Genomic DNA, 18,879 nt, shown 5'->3' with positions numbered 1-18,879 from the left:
ATATAAGGGAGGTGCATGCCTGTGAATAATGGCAATTGTGATTTTTCACCAATGAAACAAATGTTAAAAGAGGATATACGCCAAGTAATATCGGCATTACAGGATAACTTAGAAGCAATGGGTGATGAAAATTATTGTCTCCTTGGAAATTTCGAGAAAATAAAGGATAAATTCGTATATATCGATATGAAAGCAGCAACATTTTATTTGAACTGTTATTTGTCACCGTTTACGGACAAATATCCCGAATTATCAATTTGCGTCCAAAATTTATCGAATTTGAGACATGGCGGGTTGATAGTGATTCAAAGGGGAGATCCTCTTGATTCAATGATTCAACCAGGTATTCCAATAGGAGCGGAGTTAACCCATTCTTTATTGGAATCAATTTTTTTTCCTGGAAATCCACTACATGATGGTGCCGTGTTGGTTAGCCAAAATCAGATTGTTTCCGCAGCAAATGTCCTTCCGCTTTCAGACAGATCAACAGGGGGAAAAAAACTTGGAACACGCCACCGCTCTGCCTTGGGTTTATCTGAACGAAGTGATGCCCTTGTATTGGTAGTATCAGAAGAAACAGGAAGGGTTTCTTTCGCGTTTAATGGGAATTTATACCCAATTAATACACATGGGCCTATATAGAATTTTTGAGACAATTAAGTCCCCTTGTGATTATAATCTTCTAGATAATTCACACCTGGAATATTCAAAAGCTTATTTTTCTCAGAATTACAGGTACATAAAAGGTCATGAATTAATTAACCCGGTGATTTTTACCGGGTTTTTGGTTGCTTTTTGTATAAAAAAAGGCATATGATAAATAAGGAGTCTCAATCAGAAAAGTTATAAAACGAAAGAGGATTTTAAATGATAACCATTAAAAGTGAACGAGAAATAAATTTGATGCATGAAGCGGGCAAACTTCTTGCTGCGACGCATAGAGAAATCGCAAAAATGATAAAACCGGGCATCACAACTTGGGAAATCGAAGAATTTGTCGATAAGTACTTGGCAGAGCATGGTGCTACACCTGAACAAAAGGGCTATAACGGCTACAAATATGCAACGTGTGCATCAGTGAATGATGTGATTTGTCACGGCTTTCCGCAAAAGAAAGCCCTAAAAGAGGGAGACATCGTTACGATTGATATGGTGGTGAACCTTAACGGCGGTTTGGCGGATTCAGCTTGGACATATGCAGTCGGTGAAGTTTCCGATGAAGCTCAGCGCTTAATGGATGTAACCAAGAATGCTTTATATAGAGGCATCGAAGTAGCAAGGGCAGGAAATCGTCTCGGGGACATCGGGCATGCAATCCAGTCATATGCAGAAGGTGAAAAGTTTTCTGTTGTCCGCGATTTTACAGGACACGGAATCGGTAAAACCATGCACGAAGACCCAACCGTCCTACATTATGGAAAGCCAGGTAAAGGTGCCCGTCTAAAAGAAGGTATGGTCATCACGATCGAGCCAATGTTGAATGCAGGAACATGGCATATGAAAATGGATCAAGACGGCTGGACGGCGAGAACGGCAGATGGAAAGCTTTCAGCCCAATATGAACATACCCTCGTCATTACAAAAGAAGATCCGATCATTTTAACGGATCAGTAAACAAAAAGAAGAAGCGGCCTTATCATGGGCCGTTTCTTTTTTTTATCATGGGCCGTTTCTTTTTTTGTTTAAACTATTTCATAATAAACCTCGACAGAATATTCTGAATCAACTCCTCCCACAATAGATCGAATTCGAAAAATTAGTACTAGGCAGTTAGGCATTAAAAACTTTACTATTATGTGGCAGCACAGGATAATAAGGGGAAGGGAGAAATATTTAATTATGTGTTTTATAAACAGTATATAAAGGGGGTTTTGACAGTGAAGAAAGGGGAAAAACTGTCTGCAACGGTTGAAACGGTTGGGTTGAGCCAGCGGGAATTTTTAACGATTTTTTTACTTCACTCTTTGAGAATAAAAGCGAATTATCCAAGGGCGATTCATCAAGACCTAAAAAATACGTTCACTGGAAAAGTGCATAGCTATGACTATTTATGTAAAATATCCAATACGCTGGTCGAATCCAACCATCTATCATTATATACGAATAAGGGAAGAAATTATTATCAAATAACGGAAAAAGGCAAAGAGCTTTACATATGGTACCAAGAAAATTTCCTGGAACGGTTTTCCGAAGTGAAAAAGGTCATTGATCGCTTCATGTTCGATTTAAGAGGTTCTGGTGAAAACCCACCGGTTCTTAATGAGCTTCCTGAAGAATACAGGTCGTATTTCTCGAAAATAATATCGGTGAAGGACCTTGTCCGTTATGTAACTTTAAAAGCCGCTTTCACTAAGAAACCCATTTACATGGGGGAAATTGGCGATCTGCTTAAAAATCAGTTTGGTTGGATCGCTTCAAACGGATATTTATACGATTTATCTCATGAAATGGAAGAGAATGGTCTTCTTGTCGGCAGGTGGGAAAGTGAAAAACGAACTAAACGATATTTACGAATCACCGATGAAGGACAGCATCATTACAAACAGATTGCGGATTCTGCCGCCTTTCAAGTCCAGGAAATCCAAAAATACATGGCCAGTGTCGTTATGTTCTTAAAAGAAAAGAGTTAATTGAATATAAGAAATGGAGCCCCTTAATTTTGCTAGGAGAATGAAGTTATATGCTTAAATTGAATCGTTCAAGGGTAAATGTTACTTAAAACACTTCTTAACAAGGGGGAATGAGTGATGGTGGAAAAACACGATGAAATGGGAATCATATTCAGTTTCATTAAAGGCCAGGTAGATAAGCTGCCCATTTCACAAGCGAAAAAGAACAAAATGCTCGACCAGCTCTTAAAACTTAAAACGATGACAGTTGATGCAAGGGAACCGCGAATTGCTCTTGTCGGAAGGCGAGGGTCCGGAAAATCATCACTGATCAATGCGATGTTTGGTCAGGAACGGCAATATGTCAGTTCCGTTAAATCTGGAACGGGTAAGGGAAAATGGCTTTGGTACCCGAGTGATGCCGAGCCCAAAATTCGTTTGTTGGACTCACGCGGGCTGGGTGAGAGTGAAGCTCCTACAGAAGAATTCGAAGAAGCAACACCAATGGATGAATTGATAAAAGCGGTAACCGAAGAACAGCCTGATGTGTTTCTTTTCTTGATTAAAGCAAAAGAAACGGATTCACGGATTGAAGAGGATTTACAAGAATTGAATAAGCTGCGCAAGATCGTTAAAGAGAATCACCATTATGATGTACCCGTAATTTGTGTGGTCACCCAAGTGGATGAATTAGATCCGCCACATTATAAACAAGCACCTTTTGATGCCAATCCTAAGAAAAAACAGAATATTGATGAAGCCATCGCTTTGATGTCAAAACGATTTAAAGAGAGTGAAATACCACTTTTGAACATCATTCCTATTTGTTCGTATATTGATTTTGATGATAGTGGAAATATTGAATATGATATGCGTTGGAACATTGATTTGCTTTCTGATTACTTAATCGAGGCCTTACCCAGTGAAGCGAAGTTGAAGACCGCCAAAGCGATGCAGAGCCGATTCGTTAAGAAGAAATTCGCGCGGACGATAGTGGGAACGTTTACGGCAATCGCCGGTTTAATCGGTGCAGAGCCAATACCTTTTGCTGATTTTCCCATTTTGACCGGCATTCAAGGTTTGATGATTGTGGTGATTGGGTTTATCGCGGATAAAGAAATCAATACAAAAACGGCAAGTGAATTCATTGCTGCATTAGGGATCAATGTTGGAATCGGTCTCCTTGTCAGGGAAGGTGTCAGGGCTGCAGTCCGTTTCATCCCAGGAGCTGGGCTTGCCGTTTCCGGTGCGGTAGCGGGCGCCGTCACATATGGAATCGGGCAAGCAGCGATAGCTTACTTTCTCGAAAACAAAGATATTGATCAAGCGAAGGAAGCTTATAAGAACGCGAACAAAGAATATAAAAATGAAGACATTGACTCTTAATGGGCAGATTCAAACCATAAACTACACTAAGGTGATATGATAAAGTGGAGTTCGCAGTTCTGTTTCTGCTGCTGGAAGGTTCAGCATTTTGTTTACTACAGGAGGGATGATCTTTCATGTCGTTTTTTCAATCACAGAAGCAAAAAGAATATATACAAAAATTGGAGGAAGTGATTCAGTCTTTTTCCGGTCGATCTGAAGCACTTGATGATTCAAGGGGTTTTCCTTTTGAAAACATTCAGGAGTTAAAGGAATTCGGATATCCCCAATTAACGTTAGCAAAAGAAGATGGCGGACATGGCGGGTCTTTATATGATTTTCTCCTATGCCAAGAAAAAATAGCTCAATATTGTGGCCCAACAGCCTTAGGAATAGGCTGGCATGTCGGAACGGTCCTATCCTTAACGGAGAAGAGACCATGGGAAAAAGGAGTCATGAATGAATTGTTTGATGAAGTGTCGAAAGGCGCCCTCATCAACACGGCAGCATCTGAGGCTGGAACGGGTAGCCCGACGCGCGGAGGCCGTCCGGAAACGATCGCTATCAAAAAGGGTCAACAATGGATTTTGAATGGCAGAAAGACATTTACTACACTTTCCCCCGTCCTTGATATTTTTCTAGTAACGGCATGGGTACCCGAGGATGAGCAGCTAGGCATATTTTTAGTTCATCGTGATGTAATGGGGGTAAGTATAGAAGAAACTTGGGATATGATTTCCATGCAGGGGACAGGAAGTCATGATTTGGTGCTAAATGATGTCAGCCTGCCTGAAAAGTATTATGTCATGAAAAGTGATCCTGGTGAAAAAAGAAAACCCGAAGCGTGGCTATTACATATACCTGCTTGCTACTTGGGAATTGCAGTGGCTGCCAGAAATTACGCAGTCGAATTTGCGAAAACCTATTCTCCCAATAGCTTACCAGGACCAATCAGGGACCTTCCGAATGTTCAACGGACGATTGGGGAGATGGAACTGGAATTGGGCGAAGCACACCATTTCCTTTACTCTGTTGCAGAAAAATGGGTGCGGCACCCTGAAGATCATGATGAATTATCGAAGCAATTGGGTGCTGTTAAGTTATCGGTCGTCAACAAAGCGATTTCCATCGTCGATAAAGCGATGAGAGTCGTCGGAGCCAAAAGTTTACAACGGAACAATCCCCTGCAACGCTACTATAGGGATGTACGCGCAGGACTTCATAATCCTCCGATGGATGATGCAACAATCACCATGCTCGCAAAGTCAGCTCTTTATTAAGTTCGTATTTGGATATTTTACTTATGTCACTGAAATGATTTCGTCATTTCAGTGTTTTTTCCTGTTTTTATTCTAGTTCTGAATCATCCGCTTTCTTTGTTGGTTCGCTATAGCTTCCTCTTTTTTTGCCCCGCATGTTAATTTTACTAGCTTATCATTCTCTATCTTGTTATGATTTATATACTTGTCTAAATCTTCGAAAAATATCGAAAGTTCGGTGTAAAAATGAATCTCATGACCAAAGATTTACTGATTAACTTTTTAATTATCCTTTTTCCGATCTTTTTATTGCAAATGAGCTATCTAGTGAAATACGTATACCGTTTAGATGCATTAAAAGGATCGTTCCTATCGATTTTCCCTATTCTTTCACTCGTTCTTTGCATGCTATTTCCTGTGGTTGTAGAAGAGGATTTTGTTTGGGACCTTAGATGGATCCCTTTTCTTTTAGGCGGTTTATATGGAGGTTACCGGTTAGGAATCTTCTTAATAGTCATTACTCTTGTTATTCGCTATTTATCAGGGGGGGAAAATGGATTTTATATATCATGCATCACTTTTCCGCTCATTGGAGTTTCCCTGTTTTTTATATCTAAATATTATCTGAAAATGTCTGTGAGTAAAAAAATCCTCATCGGAATATCATTAATCTTTATTGTTCAAATTCTCACACAGTTTATTTCAACAGAAGTATTTGAACTTACTATCGGCATAAGTCTATGGAAACAATACTTCACGATCCAAGTCATAGGAATCGTTGTTGTAATCATACTATGGGAAGTCATCCTCACTAATTTTCAGGTTCTCGAAAAATTAGTGAAAGCGGAAAAATTGCAGATCGTTAGTCATCTGGCTGCAAGCATATCCCATGAAGTCAGAAATCCCCTTACAGTTACCAGGGGATATATTCAAATGTTAAGCGAAGACGTGTCTTCCCGTACAAAGGTCGAGTATGCAAATATTGCACTGAAGGAATTAGATCGTGCCACGGATGTCATTAATGATTATTTGACGTTTGCTTCCATAAGCCCTGAAAACACTGAGCGATTAAGGGTATCCGAGGAAATTCATCATGTCGTGAACAGCATAAAACCCTTGGCAAACAATAGTGGAACAGAATTGAAGTTATCCCTTTTCGAAGATGAAGCTTATTATATCAAGGGGGAAAGGAAGAAATTTCAGCAGTGCTTGTTCAATATATTAAAGAATGGAATAGAATCGATGCACCATGATGGAGAAATATACATACATTTAATTCGTGCTGCCTCCACCATCCAAATTAAGATCCAAGATCAGGGAATTGGAATGACACAGGAACAAATATTCCGTTTAGGTGAGCCTTATTTCACGACAAAAAATAAAGGGACGGGATTAGGCATGATGGTTTCATATAGCGTTATCAAAAGCATGGATGGAACGGTACATGTTTCAAGTGAACAAGGGAAAGGGACATGTTTCTCAATTAACCTGCCCATACATGGATACGAGACTATTTGACTTTAGTGTAATTGACGGTTTTAAACTCATAGATTACAATTTAAGTAAACTACCAAATATTATGAAATGATTCAATGACGCATTTGATACCTAAGGGAGATGATTGAATGAAACCGCTTACAGATGGACAAATCATTTGGGAACCGACAAAGGAACAAATCGAGCAAACGGTATTGACTCAATATGTGAAATGGTTAAAAGAAAAGAAAGGTTTAACATTTCATGATTATCATGAATTATGGAAATGGTCGGTAGATGAACTGGAGGAATTTTGGGCTTCAATTTGGGATTATTGTGGTGTAAAAGCCGGCAGGAAATATGACAGGATTTTAGCGGAGCAATCCATGCCAGGTGCGAAATGGTTCGAAGGTGCAAGGCTAAATTATGCTGAAAATGCATTATTGAATGATCAAGAAGAGAAAACGGCGATTTTTTTTCGTTCCGAACGTATCAGGCAGCAAGAGGTTAGTTGGAAAGAGCTGAAAGAAAAAGTAGCATCTGTCGCCCATTCATTAAGGGAACTTGGTGTGAAATCCGGTGACCGTGTTGTTGCCTATATGCCTAACATACCTGAAGCGGTGATAGCTTTCTTGGCAACAGTAAGCATAGGTGCCATCTGGTCCAGTTGTTCACCTGACTTTGGGGCAAGAAGTGTCATAGATCGTTTCAAACAGATTGAACCTGTTGTATTACTGGCGGTCGATGGGTATCAGTACAATGGAAATGTATATGATAAAACACCTGTCGTCTCAGAACTTAAACAGGAATTGGTCACTGTCAAGCATACCGTGTTGATTCCTTACATAGAAAAAAAGTTTTTGGAAGAGAATCTGGCAGATACGATTCCTTGGGATGACCTTTTAAAAGAAAAGGCCGAATTATCTTTTGAAAGTGTTCCGTTCGATCATCCGCTTTGGATTCTCTATTCATCAGGTACAACCGGGATGCCAAAACCAATTGTACAAGGGCATGGCGGTATATTATTGGAGCATTTTAAATCAACAAGAATCCATCAAGGCATGACTTCCGAGGATACGGTATTCTGGTTTACGACGACAGGCTGGATGATGTGGAATCTCCTTATGGGTGGTTTGCTTAATGAAGGGACCATTGTCCTTTATGACGGCAGTCCTTCTTTTCCGAATATGGATGCCCTTTGGGAATTGGCGGAAGATACAGGCATGACTTTCTTTGGAACAAGTGCACCATTCCTTACGAATTCCATGAAGTTAGGAAACAAGCCAATGGAAAAATATGATTTATCGAAATTGAAGGCTCTTTTTTCCACTGGAGCTCCATTGTCTGGCGACGGTTATAAATGGGCGTATGAGAATGTCAAGAAAGATATCTGGCTCAGTTCATCCAGTGGCGGAACCGATGTTTGTGCCGGATTTGTAGGTGGAGTTCCAACATTGCCCGTGAGAATCGGAGAGATACAAGGAAGGGCATTGGGTGTTTGCGCGAAAGCCTTTGATGAGCATGGTCAAACATTGATTAATGAAGTCGGTGAATTAGTCATTACCAAACCGATGCCGTCCATGCCGCTATTCTTCTGGAATGATCAAGACGGGACAAGATACTACGAGAGTTATTTCGATACGTATCCTGGCATATGGAAACACGGTGATTGGATAAAGATCGACGACAAGGGCAGCTGTATCATTTATGGACGTTCCGACTCGACCATCAACCGTTCTGGTGTACGGATGGGAACTAGCGATATATACCGGGTCGTCGAAGCGATAGACGAGGTGATGGAAAGCCTTGTCATCGATAGGGAAGTGCTTGGCCGCGGTTCCTCACTGCTGCTGTTCGTTGTCCTTAAGCCCGGTAAAATCCTGGATGCAGCATTGACGGCAAAAATCAAGGAACAAATCAGAGGGCATGTATCCCCTCGCTTTATCCCGGACCAAATCCATGTCGTTGAACAAATTCCTAAAACGTTGAACGGAAAGAAAATGGAAGTCCCGATACGTAAAGTGTTATTAGGTTTCGAGTTTGATAAAGTAGTGAATGCAGACTCCATGGGAAATCCAGAATCGCTACAGTTCTTTAAAGAATTAGCTCTCGAGTTGAATGAGAAAAAAATATTCTAGGATTCAGGCGGAGCAAAAAGCTCCGTCCTTTTTTAAAATTGAATGAACTTAGTGAAAATTCTTCAACGAGCAACTTTTCCATTTCTGTAAACTGGTCTGGATTTTCGAAGGATATGCCAATCGGTCTCCCGTTATAACTGGCCATCTATGACATGAAAGGCAGCTCTTATGTAGTCAACTTTCGTATAAAAGCTAGAAAATCGCTAACTGACAAAGCGATAAATGGTTGCACCTTTTCCCGTTCAATCATTCGGATCTGACTTCCATCTGAAAATAGATTTTGTACTGCTGGAATTTTCTTGACAATTTTAAAACAGATGAATAGAATAAAATAAATGGTCAGTAAGTACTGACATTCCATTTAGAGGAAGTGAGAGCATGAGTAGCGGTAATAAGCTAACTACAGATGATAAGCTGCTGTTGGCGGCAATCGATCTAATAGCAGAGAAAGGGTACAAAGGTGTTTCTACTCAGGAAATTGCTGGTGCCGCAGGCTTGAGTGAAAAAACACTGTTTCGTCGGTTTGGAAGCAAGCAAAATCTTCTGGAAACGGCATTTGACCGATATCATTATGCCGAAGAGATGACAAAACTTTTTAATGAAGAGCAAATCGTGTGGGATTTACATTCGGACTTACAATTGATTAGTCGAACTTATCATGAAATCATGAATCGTAACCGGAAAATGATTATGATAAGTATCAAGGAGGAAGGCAATTTACCTGGGTTTCGAGAAAAAACACAAAAGCACCCTCGACAGTTACTAGAAATTTTGACAAACTATTTTAACACAATGCATGAAAAAGGAAAGCTTATTCACACAAACCCAGAGCTTCAGGCGTTGTCGTTCATGATGATGAATTTTGGTGCCTTTATGAACGACCTGGATGTTGATGAAAACTATCCAACCGTGTCCCTGGAGGCATTTATTATGGAGAGTGTGCAAACATTTACTAGGGCTTTAACTCCCTAGTTTTTCATGAAGAATAATGACAGTTAGTACTGACTCCCTTTAAAAAAGGAAATGCATGAATTGAAAAAAAAAAGTTAATGAGGAGATTATGAATATGAAATCAAGTAACACAATAGTATGGATTAATGTATTTACAGCTAAACCAGGCAAACTAGATGAATTGGTTGCTATCCAAGCTGAAGAACTACTCAATTTTAAGAAGGGATCTCAAGGAGTTCCTGGTTGGATTAGTAGCCGTTGGCATCGTTCTGTTGATAATAATAAGGCAATTATGGTAACTACCTTTGAGAGTATTGATTTTCATAAAGATTGGTTGGAAAAAAGTGAATTTAGAGAACATCTTAGCAAAATAAACCATCTCATTGAAGATACAGAAGGTGGGTACTACACGTTAGTGGAAGAGATTGAAAATTTGTAAATCCATTAAATTATAAGTTAAGCAAACTATTTGCCGAGCATTAACAAGGAGGAGAAAACATTGGAAAAATTAAACATTGGAATTATTTTAGGAAGCACACGTAAAGGACGCGTAAGTCCACAAGTAGGAAATTGGGTAAAAGAAATAGCTGATAAACGAGAAGATGCAAATTATGAAATCGTCGATATCGCAGATTTTAAATTGCCATTTGTTGGAGAAGGTACTGGTAAAGAACCAGGATTATCAGCTTGGCCAGAAAAACTTTCTAGCTTAGATGGTTTTGTGTTTATCGTACAAGAATACAATCACAGTATTACAGGGGCATTAAAAAACGCACTTGATTCCGCACGTGATGAATGGAACAACAAAGCTGCGGGCATCGTGAGCTATGGTTCAACTGGCGGAGCTCGTGCAGCCGAACATTTGCGTGGCATCTTAGGGGAATTACTAGTTGCGGACGTTCGGGTAAATCCAACATTATCATTATTTACAGACTTTGAAAACTTCAAGACATTTAAACCAGCTGATTTACACCTTGGTAATGTCAATGCAATGTTAGATCAAACGATTGCATGGAGCGGTGCATTAAAAAAATTACGATAAGCATGAGTGATTACTACCTGGGCACTCCCCCCTAATAATTTAACAAAAATTCATGTTGGTAAGTACTGACACCTAAAAAAATGGTGCATAAAGAGCTTATTCCTTAAACAGCTGCTTCCGCATTCAAACCATCTTTTCACTTCAGTGATAAGTGAATTGGATAGTATATTACTAAAAAACGAGACAAAACGAGACAACAATCTCATTTTGTCTCGTTTTGTTTCGACTGAAAATAGATAAAAACCTAATTTTACTACCTCCCATCTTGGCACGGCATTTGCAATATATAAGATTGACTCATTATTAATGATTGGGGGCTGAAAAATGGAAACGGTTCAATCGAATGAAATAAAGTTATCACAGGACAAGGCTTATTGGATGTACAAAAAAATGCTGGAGATCAGAAAATTCGAAGACCAAGTTCATGAATCTTTTGCTAAGGGGATTTTACCAGGGTTTGTCCATTTGTATGCTGGGGAAGAAGCGGTAGCTGTAGGGGTATGTGCTCACCTATCCGAAAAGGACAGCATAACAAGCACTCACAGGGGGCATGGCCACTGTATTGCCAAAGAATGCGACCTAAACGGAATGATGGCTGAAATCTATGGGAAAGTGACTGGGCTGTGCAAAGGAAAAGGCGGTTCCATGCATATTGCCGATTTGGATAAAGGGATGTTAGGTGCGAACGGGATAGTTGGTGGAGGCTTTCCGCTCGCATGCGGTGCAGCATTAACTGCCAAATATAAAAAGACCGATCATGTTAGTGTTTGTTTTTTTGGTGATGGTGCCAATAATCATGGGACATTCCATGAAGGGATAAATCTGGCGGCAATCTGGAAGCTACCCGTTATATTCATCGCTGAAAATAATGGGTATGGGGAAGCGACGCCTTTCAACTATGCTTCTAGCTGTAAAACGATAGCCGATCGTGCGATAAGCTACAATATCCCGGGTGTCCGAGTGGATGGAAAAGATGTATTGGCTGTGTATAAGGCTGCTGAAGAAGCCGTTCAGAGAGCTCGCAGGGGAGAAGGCCCCTCTTTGATCGAATGCGTTACTTATCGTAATTATGGACACTTCGAGGGAGATGCACAGAAATATAAAAAAGAACAAGACAAAAAGGAGCATAAACAAGAGAAAGATGCAATTTCCCTGTTTAGGAATTACTTACTCAATCAGAATCTGCTGGCGGAAAAAGAACTGATTTCTCTTGAGAGTGCCGTTGAGGAATCTATTAAACAGGCAGTTAAATTCAGTGAAGATAGCCCGTATCCAGAGGCATCCGATTTATTAAACGATGTTTATGTATCCTATTAAACTATAAAAGGAGGAATTGGGATGAGTAGAAAAATCAGTATGTCACAAGCAATAAATGAAGCAATGGCCATGGCAATGAGAAAAGATGAAAATGTCATCCTTATGGGAGAAGATGTAGCCGGCGGTGCAGAGGTCGATCATTTGCAGGATGACGAAGCATGGGGTGGTGTTTTAGGTGTCACAAAAGGATTGGTTCAAGAGTTTGGCCGGGATAGAATTCTTGATACACCCATTGCGGAAGCAGGATATATGGGAGCGGCCATGGCAGCCGCTTCGACAGGCTTACGACCGATTGCCGAGTTAATGTTCAACGATTTCATTGGCAGCTGTTTGGATGAAGTATTGAATCAAGGTGCGAAGTTCCGCTATATGTTTGGGGGTAAAGCACAGGTTCCCGTGACGATCCGTACGATGCATGGTGCAGGATTCAGGGCTGCAGCTCAGCATTCACAAAGCCTTTATGCCTTGTTCACTAGCATTCCTGGATTGAAGGTCGTCGTTCCCTCATCCCCCTATGACGCAAAAGGACTCTTACTTTCAGCCATTGAAGATAATGATCCTGTCATCTTTTTTGAAGATAAAACGCTATACAACATGGTAGGAGAGGTTCCGGAAGGCTACTATACAATCCCAATCGGCAAAGCCGAAATTAAAAGGAAAGGCTCGGATTTGACGATCGTTGCCATCGGTAAACAAGTTCACACCGCGATGGAGGCTGCTGAAAAACTTACTGCTAAAGGCATTGAAGTTGAGATTGTCGACCCGCGGAGCTTGTCACCACTGGATGAAGAATCGATTCTCTCCTCTGTGGCAAAAACAAATCGTTTGATCGTGATCGATGAAGCGAACCCAAGATGCAGCGTCGCAACGGATATTGCCGCATTGGTGGCGGATAAGGGATTTGACACGCTCGATGCGCCAATTAAGAGGATCACGGCACCACATACACCTGTACCTTTTTCTCCACCGCTAGAAGATATTTACCTTCCAACATCAGAAAAAGTGATACAAGTCGTTTCAGAATTATTGGGGGAGCCTTCCATTCTTGGGGTGTAATTAAAGCAATATGGTGCATGCTCCAGCTTTTTCACATAGAACTGCAAAAGTTGGAGCAACAAAACCAATGATGGACATAGAAACCAATCTGAAGGGAGAAAAAAGATATGGCGGTCGAAGTGGTAATGCCGAAATTGGGCATGGCAATGAAAGAAGGCACTGTTTCGTTATGGAGTAAGGCTGTTGGCGATCCAGTCGAAAAAGGTGAAGCAATAGCCAGCATCAATTCAGAGAAAATAGAAATGGATATTGAATCTCCAGCTGAAGGTACGATTCTGAATATAGCTGTTCAAGAAGGACAAGGAGTACCTCCAGGAACCGTTATTTGTCATATCGGAAATCCGAATGAAAAAATAATGATCAATGATCATGTTGCTGAAGAAACTCAGTCGAAAATTGTTGAACAAGAAAAGCCGAAAACAATAGAGTCACCCATTTTGCCAATGGGCGATAGATTGATGATCACCCCGGTTGCGCGAAAAATGGCACAGGCAGCGAATCTTGACATTGAGAAGATTCAAGGCACCGGGCCAGGCGGAAGAATCACTAAAGAAGATGTACAGAAAGTAATTGAGAAAAGGGATTTCATGTCGGTAAATACAGAAGAAAGGAAAGTGAACCCCCAACCTACTTTAGAGAGTCTGCAGCAGATTCCTGTGACCGGAATGAGGAACATCATTGCTACACGTATGAAAGAGAGCTTGCAAAGCAGTGCCCAATTGACTCTAACGATGAAAGTCGATGTCACTGATCTAGTCATTTTGCAAAAACAGGCTGCTGAAACGCTACAAAAACATGAATCAACTAAATTGACTATAACGGACTTTGTTGCCAAGGCTGTCGTGCTTTCACTTAAAGAGCATCCTAAAATGAATAGTGCTTATATTGAAGATAACATCAATTTGTATGAGCATATCCATCTTGGATTAGCAGTGGCCTTGGAAAATGGACTCGTTGTTCCCGTCATAAGAAATGCCGAAAGTTGTAGCCTAAAGCAGTTATCGAATAAGGGTAAAGAATTGGCCCGGTGTGCACGTGACGGTCAATTGCCTATTGAAGACATGCATGGGTCCACTTTTACAATCAGTAATCTGGGGGCATATGGAGTTGAGCATTTTACACCGATTCTCAATACACCGGAAACGGGGATACTTGGAATTGGCTCTGCTTACGATACCCCGCGTTATATTGGCGAAGAATTGGAGAGGAGAACGATCTTGCCACTCAGTTTAACTTTTGATCACCGTGTACTCGACGGGGCACCCGCTGCTGCCTTTTTACAAACACTAAAACGGTATTTAGAAGAGCCGATCACCGTGCTTTTATAGAAAAGGAGGGAAAGCTCTTGAATCGCATAGCTATTATAGGCGGAGGTCCTGCTGGGTACGTAGCGGCAATCACTGCTGCCCAGCAGGATAAGGAGGTCATATTGGTAGTCGATGGGCCATTGGGGGGCACCTGTTTAAACGAAGGCTGCATGCCAACGAAGTCATTATTGAAAAGTGCCGATACGTATGACTTGGTGAAAAATGCTGGGCAATTGGGAATTCGCCTGCCCTTCAATTCGATTGAAGTCGATTGGGAAACCGTACAGGAACGAAAGAGAGAGGTCATATCTAAACTAGTGAACGGCATTCGATATTTAATGAGTAAGAATAAAATAAAAGTCATTCAGGGAAGAGCGTCTATCCTTTCGAGCCATCGACTGCGGATCGAGAACGGAAATAAAAATGAAGAGATTGAAGCAAGTAAGATCATCATTTCAACGGGGTCCGAACCGATTCCCTTACCTTTTGCGCCATTTGATGGTGAATGGATCATCCACAGTGGCCATGCCATGTCACTTCCCGCCATTCCCGATTCGCTGCTAATTGTCGGAGGCGGCGTCATCGGATGTGAATTTGCCAGTATTTATAGCAGGATGGGCACCAAGGTTACCGTTATCGAAATGGGGGAAAAGCTGCTTCCGGGGGAAGATGATGATATTACGAGCATCTTGCATGGAGAATTGAAAAACCAAGGCGTTACAGTCCATACCTCCACATCTGTCAAAAACATCAATCCAACCAGTAAGACGGTGTTTTTTGAGAAAAGCGATGGCGAATTGGAAGAACATCATGCTGATTACGTACTCGTATCAATAGGGAGAAAACCAAGAGTGAACGAAATGGGCTTAGAGGGAAACGATATTGATTTTTCCCGACTTGGCATCTCGGTGGATGATCGAATGCAAACAAGCAATCCATCGATTTATGCATGCGGTGATGTGATAGGGGGCATACAACTTGCCCATGTTGCTTTTCATGAAGGGCGAGTGGCGGCTCTGAATGCAAGTGGTCAATTTGCACAAGTGAAATACCGGGCAATCCCTCGCTGCATTTATACCTCCCCGGAGATTGCCAGTGTAGGCTTGACTGAAAAAGAAGCGCGAAAAAAATATGGCGAGATTAAAGTTGGTGAATTTGCTTTTTCGGCAAATGGGAAAGCTATCCTTTCCAATAAACCGGTAGGAAAGGTCAAAGTTCTAGTGAACCCACAATATAATGAAATTCTAGGTTTTTCCATTGTTGGTCAACATGCAACAGAATTGATTGGTCAAGGAACGGTCATGATGCATACAGAAATAACGACAGATATGATGGAAGATTTAGTAGCGGCGCATCCAACCTTTTCGGAATCCATACATGAAGCTCTTTTAAACGTTGCAGGTCAAGCTGTGCATTCATAAAAAATTATAAATAAGTTTTTTTGACAGAAGGGGGATTTTTATATGGCTAGCGGTCAACGGACGGCGGTAGTCACTGGTGCAGGACGCGGTATCGGACGTGCCATTGCATTAAGATTAGCACAAGATGGATTGAATGTGGTCATTAACGACGTCGACCTGGATACGGCTGAATTGGTCGTAAATGAGGTTAGGGAGCTTGGACGTGAAAGCTTTGCCGTTATAGCGGATGTAAGCAATAGACGGGAAGTATTCGAAATGGTGAATCAAGTTGTGGAACGTTTTGGACAACTGGATGTTATGGTTTCAAATGCAGGAATTGCTCAAATAAAACCTCTATTGGAAGTAACTCAAGAGGATCTTGAACAGATTTTCAATATAAATGTAAATGGTGTCCTCTTTTGCCTGCAAGCCGCTGCTGAACAAATGAAAAAGCAAGAAGGCGGGAAAATTATAAGTGCTGCCAGCATCGCCAGTTATAAAGGTTTTAGCTTACTAGGTACATACTCGGCCACAAAATTTGCCGTAAGAGGCATTACACAAGCGGCAGCACAGGAATTGGCCCAGTTTGGCATTACGGTGAATGCATACTGTCCAGGAATTGTCGGGACGGAAATGTGGGATTTAATCGATGAAAAAATGGGTCAATATATGAATCTTGCTAAAGGTGAAACATTTAAGAAGTTTACAGATTCCATAACCTTAGGACGCTCCGAAACCCCAGAAGATGTTGCGAAATTCGTATCTTACCTTGCTTCACCGGATTCGGATTATATGACAGGGCAATCCATCATGATTGATGGAGGAGTTATTTTTTCATAAACCAACGCATTATATTGTTCGATCGAGAAGCATCATGTGAATAATCACATGATGCTTTTTTCGTAAACTTAATCTATATATTGTAAGCGGATACATAATCTACTATAATTAAATGGACCTCGAACAACATCCTATTTATACTCCATGGTATTTTTCCTCTAGATTGACTGGTCAAATGAAGGTTTAAACCAAATGATTAGAGGAGGATTATATGCTATCCACTAGTTGCTATCTACGTACATGGGAACGCTTTGTCAGTGAAGGGGTTCTCGATTCAAGTCGTCTGAACAAGCGAATAATGGAATCATGGCATCGCTGCAAAAAAGATCAAGTCAACCCATACCTTAATAAAGGCAAACACATTTTGACGAATGAATTATTGGACATTCAAAGAGAAAAAAACTCCTTCCTATTAGAAGTGGCATCACCCCAATTATCTAGGATGAATCAATCGATAAAAGAATCTGGAATGATGGCTCTATTGGTCGATCCGGATGGATATGTCCTTTCACTTTCCGGAAACGAGAAAATCCTCGATGAGGCAGGCAAAATAAATTTTGTGGAGGGCGTATGCTGGACGGAGGGTGAGGTCGGGACGAACGCAATTGGAACAGCTTTGAAAACGGGTGAAGCCGTAATGATCCAAGGTACCGAGCACTATTCAATTGCCTCACACAAATGGAGTTGCTCTGCCATGCCCATTTTAGATGAAGACGGTAAGATATTGGGAGTTTTGGATATATCATGTCCAGTAGAATATTTCCATCCCTCCATGCTGGGTATGGTAGCCAATTTGGCGTATACGATCGAACAGGAAATGGGAGTGCGTTCCTATAAAAAGGAGCTGGCACTGATCCAGCACTCGATAGAACTTGCAGAGACCTATCCAGATCTACCTTTTATCATATGTAATCATAAAGAAATGATAATCTCCGCCAGTAAACAGGTTCGCAAAAAAATTCCTCAATCCATTGGGATGGCCTTGGCCGATCTATTAAATCATGGATATCAAATCGTTAAGGAAAATCCGCTTTTATCCAAAGAAGATAATAGGATTTCCGGCAAGTGTTTATTCTTATCAGAAATTCTTGGTCATGAAACCAATAGGTTTTTTTCTGCTTCAATGCCTTCAGAAAGGTTTGCCTTCAAAGGGGAAAGAGGGATTAGTGAATCCTTTCATAACACATTACATAAAGTGAAGCTTGTTGCACCGACAGAAGCAAATGTGTATATATCCGGTGAAACAGGCGTCGGGAAAGAGCTTATTGCCAAGGCTATTCATGAAAATGGCATTCGCAAAAAAGGACCGTTCGTCACGATAAATTGCGGAGCCATACCTAAAGATTTAATGGAAAGTGAATTATTCGGGTATGTTGATGGCGCTTTTACAGGGGCTAAACGGCAAGGGCACAAAGGGAAGTTCGAACAGGCCGATGGAGGGACCATTTTTCTCGATGAAATCGGTGAAATCCCTTCAGCGATGCAAGTTGCCTTACTGCGTGTACTTCAGGAAAGAAAAATCGTTCCAATCGGTGGCACTAAAAGCATTTCATTGGATATTCGCATTATCACTGCAACACACCGGAATCTTGAAGAGCTTGTCAACGAAGGGTCCTTTCGTAAAGATTTATACTATCGGTTGAACGTTTACCCCATTCATGTACCTCCCTTAAGGGAAAGGATTGAAGACATTCCTTATCTAGTCAACTACTTGTGTTCGAATAATAATTGGAATATTCCACTAACGGAAGAATTATTGAATCGTTTAAAGGATTACAATTGGCCAGGCAATATTAGAGAACTGCAGAATGTTCTTCAGCGATTGACCATCTTACTTGCAGAAGGACCTCTGGATTATGTTAAAGTGTTGAATTCCATGCATTCACAGCCCGTTGCCAGGCATGATGATTTCCCTTCATGGGAGGAACCTGGTAAAAATGGCATCAAGGGAAATGAATTGACGATCCGTGAAAAAATTCAACGGGATCTAATGATAGAGGCATTACAAAAATCAAGAGGAAATGTAACTGCTGCAGCAAAGTTGATGGATATACCAAGAAGTACATTTTACAAGCGGCTCCATAAGTATGGTATATAGACATGGCGTGTGTACATTATG

16 protein-coding genes are annotated in these 18,879 nt (G+C 41.0%); all 16 read left to right on the top strand.

The features are described from left to right. Positions 1–15 precede the first annotated feature (15 nt). The 16 genes from cdaS (at position 16) to QFZ73_RS25135 (ending at position 18,858) form a co-directional block, all read left to right on the top strand. Positions 16–642 (top strand): sporulation-specific diadenylate cyclase CdaS, encoded by a 627-nt coding sequence (cdaS, locus tag QFZ73_RS25210; RefSeq protein ID WP_373458972.1) that lies wholly within the window; start codon positions 16–18, stop codon positions 640–642. Positions 643–867: 225 nt separating this feature from the next. Beyond that, positions 868–1,614 (top strand): type I methionyl aminopeptidase, encoded by a 747-nt coding sequence (map, locus tag QFZ73_RS25205; protein ID WP_251434655.1) that lies wholly within the window; start codon positions 868–870, stop codon positions 1,612–1,614. Positions 1,615–1,877: 263 nt separating this feature from the next. Then, positions 1,878–2,630 (top strand): PadR family transcriptional regulator, encoded by a 753-nt coding sequence (locus QFZ73_RS25200; RefSeq protein ID WP_076369211.1) that lies wholly within the window; start codon positions 1,878–1,880, stop codon positions 2,628–2,630. Between the two features lie 117 nt (positions 2,631–2,747). Further along, positions 2,748–3,995, top strand: a complete 1,248-nt coding sequence (locus QFZ73_RS25195) for a GTPase family protein (protein ID WP_307272097.1) — start codon at positions 2,748–2,750, stop codon at positions 3,993–3,995. Positions 3,996–4,111: 116 nt separating this feature from the next. Next, complete coding sequence (locus QFZ73_RS25190) at positions 4,112–5,254, top strand: acyl-CoA dehydrogenase family protein (RefSeq protein ID WP_251434661.1); 1,143 nt, start codon at positions 4,112–4,114, stop codon at positions 5,252–5,254. A gap of 306 nt (positions 5,255–5,560) precedes the next feature. Further along, positions 5,561–6,751: a sensor histidine kinase gene (locus QFZ73_RS25185; protein WP_307272091.1), complete on the top strand. Its 1,191-nt coding sequence runs from the start codon at positions 5,561–5,563 to the stop codon at positions 6,749–6,751. 107 nt (positions 6,752–6,858) lie between these two features. Continuing rightward, entirely contained in the window at positions 6,859–8,847 is a 1,989-nt protein-coding gene (locus tag QFZ73_RS25180; protein ID WP_307272088.1) for an acetoacetate--CoA ligase, read from the top strand. A 378-nt stretch (positions 8,848–9,225) separates the two neighbouring features. Next, a complete protein-coding gene (locus tag QFZ73_RS25175) occupies positions 9,226–9,819 on the top strand; it encodes a TetR/AcrR family transcriptional regulator (RefSeq protein ID WP_251434672.1) in 594 nt (197 codons plus the stop codon). A gap of 94 nt (positions 9,820–9,913) precedes the next feature. Next, positions 9,914–10,237, top strand: a complete 324-nt coding sequence (locus QFZ73_RS25170) for an antibiotic biosynthesis monooxygenase family protein (RefSeq protein WP_307272085.1) — start codon at positions 9,914–9,916, stop codon at positions 10,235–10,237. A gap of 60 nt (positions 10,238–10,297) precedes the next feature. Continuing rightward, positions 10,298–10,840, top strand: coding sequence for an NADPH-dependent FMN reductase (locus QFZ73_RS25165; RefSeq protein WP_251434681.1), 543 nt, complete (start codon positions 10,298–10,300; stop codon positions 10,838–10,840). Between the two features lie 324 nt (positions 10,841–11,164). Beyond that, positions 11,165–12,157 (top strand): thiamine pyrophosphate-dependent dehydrogenase E1 component subunit alpha, encoded by a 993-nt coding sequence (locus tag QFZ73_RS25160; protein ID WP_251434688.1) that lies wholly within the window; start codon positions 11,165–11,167, stop codon positions 12,155–12,157. A gap of 21 nt (positions 12,158–12,178) precedes the next feature. Continuing rightward, a complete protein-coding gene (locus QFZ73_RS25155) occupies positions 12,179–13,213 on the top strand; it encodes an alpha-ketoacid dehydrogenase subunit beta (protein ID WP_307272079.1) in 1,035 nt (344 codons plus the stop codon). Between the two features lie 107 nt (positions 13,214–13,320). After that, positions 13,321–14,541, top strand: coding sequence for a dihydrolipoamide acetyltransferase family protein (locus tag QFZ73_RS25150; protein ID WP_307272077.1), 1,221 nt, complete (start codon positions 13,321–13,323; stop codon positions 14,539–14,541). 17 nt (positions 14,542–14,558) lie between these two features. Next, a complete protein-coding gene (gene lpdA / locus QFZ73_RS25145) occupies positions 14,559–15,941 on the top strand; it encodes a dihydrolipoyl dehydrogenase (protein WP_307272073.1) in 1,383 nt (460 codons plus the stop codon). A gap of 42 nt (positions 15,942–15,983) precedes the next feature. After that, entirely contained in the window at positions 15,984–16,760 is a 777-nt protein-coding gene (locus tag QFZ73_RS25140; RefSeq protein WP_307272068.1) for an acetoin reductase, read from the top strand. A 211-nt stretch (positions 16,761–16,971) separates the two neighbouring features. Further along, positions 16,972–18,858, top strand: a complete 1,887-nt coding sequence (locus QFZ73_RS25135) for a sigma-54-dependent Fis family transcriptional regulator (protein WP_307272065.1) — start codon at positions 16,972–16,974, stop codon at positions 18,856–18,858. Positions 18,859–18,879 lie beyond the last annotated feature (21 nt).

Origin of the sequence: Peribacillus sp. V2I11, assembly GCF_030817135.1 — a bacterium.
GTDB classification, from domain to species: Bacteria; Bacillota; Bacilli; order Bacillales; family DSM-1321; genus Peribacillus; species Peribacillus simplex.
The sequence above is the reverse complement of the archived record's forward strand: the minus strand, read 5'-3'. Positions and strand labels throughout refer to the sequence as shown.

What these genes read in the sequence shown, in the direction of transcription:
- QFZ73_RS25175 (WP_251434672.1), top strand. Translation starts at nt 9,226, where the DNA reads ATGAGTAGCGGTAATAAGCTAACTACAGATGATAAGCTGCTGTTGGCG.
- QFZ73_RS25150 (WP_307272077.1), top strand. Translation starts at nt 13,321, where the DNA reads ATGGCGGTCGAAGTGGTAATGCCGAAATTGGGCATGGCAATGAAAGAA.
- QFZ73_RS25135 (WP_307272065.1), top strand. Translation starts at nt 16,972, where the DNA reads ATGCTATCCACTAGTTGCTATCTACGTACATGGGAACGCTTTGTCAGT.
- QFZ73_RS25190 (WP_251434661.1), top strand. Translation starts at nt 4,112, where the DNA reads ATGTCGTTTTTTCAATCACAGAAGCAAAAAGAATATATACAAAAATTG.
- cdaS (WP_373458972.1), top strand. Translation starts at nt 16, where the DNA reads ATGCCTGTGAATAATGGCAATTGTGATTTTTCACCAATGAAACAAATG.
- QFZ73_RS25140 (WP_307272068.1), top strand. Translation starts at nt 15,984, where the DNA reads ATGGCTAGCGGTCAACGGACGGCGGTAGTCACTGGTGCAGGACGCGGT.
- QFZ73_RS25155 (WP_307272079.1), top strand. Translation starts at nt 12,179, where the DNA reads ATGAGTAGAAAAATCAGTATGTCACAAGCAATAAATGAAGCAATGGCC.
- QFZ73_RS25160 (WP_251434688.1), top strand. Translation starts at nt 11,165, where the DNA reads ATGGAAACGGTTCAATCGAATGAAATAAAGTTATCACAGGACAAGGCT.
- QFZ73_RS25170 (WP_307272085.1), top strand. Translation starts at nt 9,914, where the DNA reads ATGAAATCAAGTAACACAATAGTATGGATTAATGTATTTACAGCTAAA.
- QFZ73_RS25195 (WP_307272097.1), top strand. Translation starts at nt 2,748, where the DNA reads ATGGTGGAAAAACACGATGAAATGGGAATCATATTCAGTTTCATTAAA.
- map (WP_251434655.1), top strand. Translation starts at nt 868, where the DNA reads ATGATAACCATTAAAAGTGAACGAGAAATAAATTTGATGCATGAAGCG.
- QFZ73_RS25180 (WP_307272088.1), top strand. Translation starts at nt 6,859, where the DNA reads ATGAAACCGCTTACAGATGGACAAATCATTTGGGAACCGACAAAGGAA.